At 47.4% G+C, this 7,142-nt stretch carries 8 protein-coding genes; 5 read left to right on the top strand and 3 right to left on the bottom strand.

Annotation, left to right across the window (positions count from 1 at the left end; translation table 11 throughout):
- The first annotated feature begins 175 nt into the window (after window positions 1–175).
- The 3 genes from V6C93_RS32355 (at window position 176) to V6C93_RS32345 (ending at window position 1,494) form a co-directional block, all read left to right on the top strand.
- Window positions 176–790 (top strand): antibiotic biosynthesis monooxygenase family protein, encoded by a 615-nt coding sequence (locus tag V6C93_RS32355; protein WP_333480793.1) that lies wholly within the window; start codon window positions 176–178, stop codon window positions 788–790.
- Window positions 791–866: 76 nt separating this feature from the next.
- Complete coding sequence (locus V6C93_RS32350) at window positions 867–1,028, top strand: hypothetical protein (protein WP_333480792.1); 162 nt, start codon at window positions 867–869, stop codon at window positions 1,026–1,028.
- A gap of 61 nt (window positions 1,029–1,089) precedes the next feature.
- Entirely contained in the window at window positions 1,090–1,494 is a 405-nt protein-coding gene (locus tag V6C93_RS32345) for an antibiotic biosynthesis monooxygenase family protein (RefSeq protein WP_333480791.1), read from the top strand.
- Window positions 1,495–1,690: 196 nt separating this feature from the next.
- Here the strand turns inward: V6C93_RS32345 and V6C93_RS32340 are convergent, their stop codons facing one another.
- From V6C93_RS32340 to V6C93_RS32330, 3 genes are all read right to left on the bottom strand, one after another.
- Window positions 1,691–2,629 (bottom strand): cation diffusion facilitator family transporter, encoded by a 939-nt coding sequence (locus V6C93_RS32340; RefSeq protein ID WP_333480790.1) that lies wholly within the window; start codon window positions 2,627–2,629, stop codon window positions 1,691–1,693.
- 110 nt (window positions 2,630–2,739) lie between these two features.
- On the bottom strand, window positions 2,740–4,644 hold the full coding sequence (locus V6C93_RS32335) for a transketolase (RefSeq protein ID WP_333480794.1): 1,905 nt from the start codon (window positions 4,642–4,644) through the stop codon (window positions 2,740–2,742).
- Between the two features lie 70 nt (window positions 4,645–4,714).
- Window positions 4,715–4,852 (bottom strand): hypothetical protein, encoded by a 138-nt coding sequence (locus V6C93_RS32330; RefSeq protein WP_333480789.1) that lies wholly within the window; start codon window positions 4,850–4,852, stop codon window positions 4,715–4,717.
- Between the two features lie 706 nt (window positions 4,853–5,558).
- Here V6C93_RS32330 and V6C93_RS32325 point away from each other — a divergent pair.
- A complete protein-coding gene (locus V6C93_RS32325) occupies window positions 5,559–6,467 on the top strand; it encodes an SMP-30/gluconolactonase/LRE family protein (protein WP_333480788.1) in 909 nt (302 codons plus the stop codon).
- Between the two features lie 104 nt (window positions 6,468–6,571).
- Entirely contained in the window at window positions 6,572–6,907 is a 336-nt protein-coding gene (locus V6C93_RS32320; protein ID WP_333480787.1) for a DUF5335 family protein, read from the top strand.
- Window positions 6,908–7,142 lie beyond the last annotated feature (235 nt).

Raw genomic sequence — 7,142 nt, 5'->3', positions numbered from 1 at the left:
ATAATTCACAGATAGAATACCCAGTCGAGGCAGTCATTGAGGTAGCGATCGCTAATTTCATCAACACAGAGGCATTGGGTTTTGCAGATTGCCAGCCAGGACGCGGACAATAAAATCTGAGAATTCGAGATTGCGTTAGTGTTATAAGATGGCTAACTGGACTTTGGAGGTTCCAATGCCGATTGTTAGTCAAAACAACGGATTGCTGGCTGAGTTTGCAGTTTATCCGCTGGAGCCTGAAAATCAGGCGCGTCTAGTGGAACAGGTGATTCAAACGATTGAGTCTACCCTGAAGCAGCAGCCAGGATTTGTCTCTGGCACTGTGTTTCGTAGCCGTGATGGGCTGCGGGTTACGAGCTATATTCAATGGACAGATCAAGACTCCTATGTGGCAACGCAACCTCTTGCAGAGTTTGCATCTCCAGATGTTCACCTGTTTGACATCTTTGCCGCAGAACCCAAAGGTAGTGAGTTACACCTATCACCTGATATGGATGGACTGATTAACTTTGGCATTTTCAAAATGAAGCAGCCTGAAAACCAGCCTCGGTTTGTCGAGTTGTTTCGGCAAGCGCTAGAAATGGTTGCAGGGCAGTCAGGACTGATATCAACTCACGCTCACCGCAGTCTGGATGGCTGGCGTTGCATCAATTTTGGGCATTGGCGATCGCTAGAAGAGTTCACAGCAATGGATACCAATCGCCCCTTTTCGCCTATTTTTGGCGAAATGCTCGATTTAGCGAATAACGAATACCAGAAAACATTACACGAGGTTGTCTTTACGACTTGATAAAAAAATCTAGTTTCAACAAGAAAGGCGATCGCAGCGCCTAAACCTCTACACATCCAACCCTATCCCTGAGGTCATGATGGTAACTATTGATCGAACAAATACTGTTAGCGTTGGGTTAGACCTATACACTGTTGCAGAGCGGCATCAGTCAGCTTTGATTGAGGCAGTTGTCCAAGAGCAAATCAAATTTTGGGTTGAGCATCCTTACTTCCGTATCAGCCAGTGTACATCGTAGTCTAGACGGCGTGCGAGTTTTTACGTATAGCCAGTGGAATCCTAAATTCGATCATCGTAGTTTGCCTCGCCCAACAGTGTTCGGTGAATTCTTCCCGCCTGACTCACTCTTACTGGAAATCACTGCCAGTCGATCGCTATCGGTAGAGGTTGAAATTGTTGCAGGCGATCGCATTACCCATCTTGCTGAGTTTCGCATGATGCCATCGAATCAACCGGAAATGGTGAAGCGAACAACGACAGAAGTTGACCGAGCGAGGAGTAATTCACCGGGACTGATTTCGGCAACATTTCATCGCAGCTTAGACGGAACACGAATGTTCAATTACGGACAATGGGAGAGCAAAGAGGCATTTGAAGCAATTTTGAAGCAACCGGGATTTAATCCAGATCAGCCTTATTGGGAAGGATTAGCGCGAAACGAGTTTCATTTGTATCATGTCGTATACGTAGAGACAGCAGGATAACAACCCGGTTGGAGCGAACTAACAAAGATGAAGCTATGCCAGCCAAACTTCAGAAGCAACTTTACACGAGATTGTCCAAGTTGCACGCTCAAAAGGTGACTACCAGGTGGACATAACCTCAAAAGACTCTCTAGTACAACTGTTTGAAGCAGTTACTCCTTTCGATGCCGTTTGAAAGGGTCTAAGTCCAGGATTTTTAATCAGGATTTTTAGATCCCTTGCGATTAGCGGTTAGAGACTGAGCTTCAATGAAAATATTCTTTATATCGGGATGTTGTGTACAGATTGTCTTTTCTATGCGCTCCACCGCAGAGGCGACTTCTTCCGCTGAAAGAGTTTTATGAAATTGAATTTCCAAGTTAAGTAAAATTTCATGCGGCCCCAAATGCATGGTTAGCACGCGCATGACTCCCTCCACGGCTGGATCGCTTGCCGCTATCCCTCGAATACTTTCCACAGTGGAACTATTCGCACTCTCGCCTAACAACAACCCTCTACTTTCGTAAGCCAACAGTACAGCGATAACGGCCAAAATTAAGCCGATGACAATGGAAGCTATACCGTCCAAGTACGGATTGTTGAACAACTGTCCGAAAAAAACGCCGAGAAAGGCAACGATAAGACCTAAAAGTGCGGCTGAATCCTCAAACAGTACTGTAAAAATAGTTGGGTCTTTGCTCGTTCGTATCGCCTGCCAAGTACTCTGTTTCCCCTTCTGGGGTTGAAATTCCTTCCAAGCAACGCTCCAGGAAAAGCCCTCGAAAACGATTGCCACACTTAGCACGATATAGTTCCATATCGGGTCTTCTAAAGGATGTGGGTGGAGCAAGTGGGTGATGCCCTCATAGATGGACATACCACCCCCGACAGAGAAGACTAGGATAGCGACGATTAACGACCAGAAGTAGAGTTCTTGACCGTGACCAAATGGATGGTTGGCATCAGGCGGCTTCTTGCTGAGGTGAATTCCTAAAAGCAGTAGCAGTTCGTTAGCAGTATCCACAGTTGAATGGATACCTTCTGACAGCATGGCTGAACTACCAGTAATAGCGGCGGCGATGAATTTGGTAATTGCGATCGCTAAATTAGCTGCAATCGCTGCAAAGATTGTTTTCTTACTCGATTCAGAACTCATATTCGTTAATTTATCTCACTGATTGATAACCTCCTAAAATCCCGCCTTTAGAAAAGAAATTTTCCCAAAGATGAATATTTATAGCTCGAAAGGTGACAGATCTACTGGACTCATACGCCTACTGGCTGCTTGAGGAGCGATCGCACCGCCTCTACAATGGCATCCGCGTCAATTTTTGCCGCATGGAGGAGTTCCTCTGGTTTGCCTGAACCTGGCATATCGCGCACGGCTAGCTGAACGACTCGCAGTTGTGGTCCCTCGTAATTGGGTGCAGTTTCCTTACCCGTGAAGGCTTCTAGCACTGCTGCACCTAATCCGCCTTCCATCCAATGATCTTCGACAATAATTAAGTTGCCGTTTGTATCCTGGGCAGCGTGATGTAGTGTTTCGACATCAATGGGTTTGACCGAATAAGCGTCAATAACGCGCACGGTAATGCCTTCATTTTTGAGGCGATCGTAAGCCTTAAGTGCCTCATGCAGCGTAACCCCCGCACCGATTACTGTAATTTGGTCGCGATCGGAACTACGGATAACCTTGCTACTACCGATGGGAAACTCTTCATCAGGGCTGTAAATAACGGGTGTTGCCATCCGGGTGGTACGCAAGTAAACAACACCCTCACGCTCAGCCATTTCTGAAACCAGTTTAGCGGTCTGGTTGCCATCACAAGGATAGAGTACAGTGCTACTCCACACAGCTTGGAAAGCCGCCAAGTCTTCTAGTGCCATTTGGGACGGTCCATCCTCACCAATCGATACTCCAGCGTGGGAACCCGTCAGCTTGATATTGGCACGAGAAATCGCTGCCATTCGCACGAAGTCGTAAGCGCGACTCAAGAAGGCAGCGAAGGTGGACGCGAAGGGTTTGTATTGCCGTACTTGCAATCCCACTGCCGCCGCTATCATTTGCTGCTCGGCAATGAACATCTCGAAGTAGCGATCGCAATAAACTTCGCCAAACTCCTCAGCATAGGTTGAGTTACTCACCTCAGCATCGAGTACAACAACATCAGGATTCGCTGCTCCCAATGCCTTGAGGGCATCGCCGTAGGCTTTACGAGTCGCTACTTTCTCGCCTTCTTTGTAGGTGGGGAGTTGCAAGGGTTGTGCATTCCCAGTTGAGGCTCTTTGAGCTTGCTCATCAGGTTTTTGTACCTGAATGGTAATGTGACGTTCGCCTCCAAGTTCTGCGATCGCATCTTTGACTTGGTCTTCTTTGACAGCTTTGCCATGCCAACCGTTGACATTCTCTAAACAGGCAACACCCTTTCCTTTCACGGTTCGAGCCACAATGGCTACAGGTCGGTCAACGGTATCGATCGCTTCGCTATACGCTCGGTCAATTTCCTCCAGATTGTGACCGTCGATTTCAATAGTGTGCCAGCCAAATGCCCGTGCGCGATCGCAGTAAACTTGCGTGTTCCATCCCAGCATCGTCTCGCCGCGCTGCCCCAACCGATTGACATCAATAATCGCGATGAGATTATCTAAACTGTAGTGAGAAGCAAGCTCAAACGCTTCCCAAACCGAACCTTCCGCTGTTTCGCTATCGCCTAGTAGCACCCAGATATGGTAGGGCAATTTATCCAGATACTTACCTGCCAAACCCACGCCAACTCCGATGGGCAATCCTTGACCCAGCGAACCCGTCGCCACATCAACCCAGGGTAAAACTGGCACGGGATGACCTTGCAAGCGACTGCCAAACTGCCGCAGCGACATCAACTCCTCATCAGAAATAACCCCTGCCGCTTTATACATGGCATAGAGGACGGGGGCAGCGTGTCCTTTAGAGAGAATCAAGCGATCGTTATTGGGATTATCTGGATTGTCGAAGTCGTAGTGGAGATAGTTGGACATTAAAACTGCCATCAAATCCGCCGCAGACATCGACGACGTTGGATGACCTGAACTAGCAGCGGTTGTGGCGCGAATACTATCTACGCGCAGTTGCTGGGCGAGTTCATGCCATTGCTGTAGTTGCTCTTGTGTAGTCATAGTTTTTCTCTTGATGAAAATGGAGGATATTCTTAGCCATTCGCGTTTAAGGGTATTGCCTGGTAATTAGCTGTGCATCAGCTCCCTAGCTTTTCTCCAGCAATTCTTGGGTTGTAAAGAGCTTGTCAGCTTTGTTCAACTGTGTCGTGTAATCTCGTTGAAGGCGGGCTTCAACCGCATCGGGCAGCTTTCGAGTGACGAGAACAGTAGGCTTAACTGACACATTGCTGACCCGATCGGATTGAGGTTTGGATAGCGCCTATAGTTCTTCCCAGGAATAATGTCCGGGCAATTCAACGGGTTTCGTGTCGGCTCCCAATCCTAAACTTGGCTGAATTTCTGCGAGCGCTTCTCAGGCAATTCCAGCCACCTTATTACCTAAAATACCGCTTGCGATCGCTCCCACTACGCTACCAGCGGTAGCACCAATTTTTTTTCCACCACACCAACAGAATCACCAATTGCAGCCCCTGCTACTCCACCTCATAAGAGGTCGAGTTAGTTGATAACTTGACAATACTCAATAGCTCTTACGATAGTTCCTTCTAATCAAGCTAAAACTTCAAACTCAATAATTACGTCTATCTAATGGGCTACTATTTATTTCTATCTAATGATGGATTCTTATTTCATCTTTGTAAGGCTTTACAATAATTACGTCTATCTAATGATGGACTCTCATTTCATCTCCATTTCATCTTTGTGAGACTTTAATTAAATTAATCATTTTTTCTTGAGCAATGCTACCATCATTTTTTGGCTTCTGATAGACGGCAAATTAGTTATTAATTTGACAATACTACAACTCCAAATAGTTCCTAATCTATAGCTGCGGGTTGAGGCAAAATTGACGCGAAGAAAACGACAATTAGCCCAAATTCAAAGCAGTAACCCTTGTTAGTCGTCAAGTTCAATGACAGGAGATAGTTATGCCCGAAGCTATCGAAATCTGTGACGATCGCATGTGTGCCCTCACACGTCCAGGTGCCTCACTCCAAAAGCTTGCCAACGGCGCAGTCCATAGCGAAGGACCCGTTTACTTCCAGGAAGACGATAGTGTTGTCTGGAGCGATGCTCATGGCAATCGCCTGTTCCGCTGGAGTGCAACTGAAGAAGTAAGCGTCCTACGCGACCCATCCGACTACCAAAGCGGGAATTACCGCGACTTGGAGGGTCGTCTCGTTGCCTGTTCGTCAGGTCTGCGTGCCATTATCCGACGCGAACACAATGGGGAGTGGAAGGTTTTAGTTGACCGTTATCAAAGTAAACGCCTCAACAGTCCGAACGACCTAGTAGTGAAAAGTGACAGCACAATCTGGTTCACTGACCCGCCTTATGGCATCACTCAGCCAAATCAAGGCTACGGTGGCGAGCAAGAACAACCTGGATGTTTTGTCTACCGCTTCGACCCTGCGACGGGAGAAATCGATGCTGTTGTAACGGACATGGTGCGCCCCAATGGACTTACTTTCAGTCCAGATGAAAGCATTCTATACGTGTCGGATACGGCGGCTTTCAATATCTCGAATGGCCCCCATCATATCCGTGCCTACGAAGTCGTGAATGGTCGGTATGCCAAGAATGGTCGCATATTCGCGGTGATTGAACCGGGACAACCTGACGGGTTGCGCGTGGACGAGAACGGCAACGTTTTTACTAGCTCCAAGGACAGCGTGCAGGTGTATGCGCCCGACGGCACTCGCTTGGGAAAAATCCTAGTGCCGGAGGTATCCGCTAACCTCACGTTTGGGGGTTCGGAACGCGATCGCCTTTTTATCACGGCAGGCAAATCTTTATATGCGATCGACCTCAACACTCATGGCGTACAGCGACCTTGATAACGCCAGCAACAGTACTAACACAGCTTTCAATTCTACAGTCCCAGCTTCGAGCAATACAGCTAAGTATCCATACCAGTAATTCAAATTTGAAGGAGGACAAAATGTCAATTAATAAACAAATTCCGGCAGAGCAATGGGTAGAGTATTTTGATACGTTTACGAATGGCAACAAGGGACGTTTGATTGACCTTGAAGTACTCGATCGCGAACTTGGAGATGAAACCCCAGTTAAAGAGCAGCCACTAATGTCGCTGATTTACGATCCGGTCGATAAAGGCAATGACTTAACGATTGAAATCGGGCGCACTCAGGTTGCTTATGCTCATACGATTGACGCGCCTAATGAAGTGTGGCAAGAACAAGACGACAATGGCAAGGTTGTTGCGTTAGGAATTAAGGCAGATGAGGGAAATCAAGCGATCGTGCGGTTGCTCTAATATCATTTCACTTTTGTAGTGCTAGATATCGACCCCCTCAACCCCCCTTATTAAGGCTACCGTGTACACACAAGTCTTTCTCGCCCCCTAAATCCCCCAATTCTGGGGGACTTTGAAAGTCCGGTTCCCCCCAATTTTGTTTGGGGGGGCTGGGGGGTGTGAAATGTGACATTGATAAAGCCAATTGGTATTAATTAAGGGGGGAGAAAGAACTCCATCTACCGAATTTAGAGAC

This window comes from Allocoleopsis sp., from assembly GCF_036703385.1.
Taxonomy (GTDB): domain Bacteria; phylum Cyanobacteriota; class Cyanobacteriia; order Cyanobacteriales; family Coleofasciculaceae; genus Allocoleopsis.
This window is presented reverse-complemented; position numbering and strand designations above follow the sequence as displayed.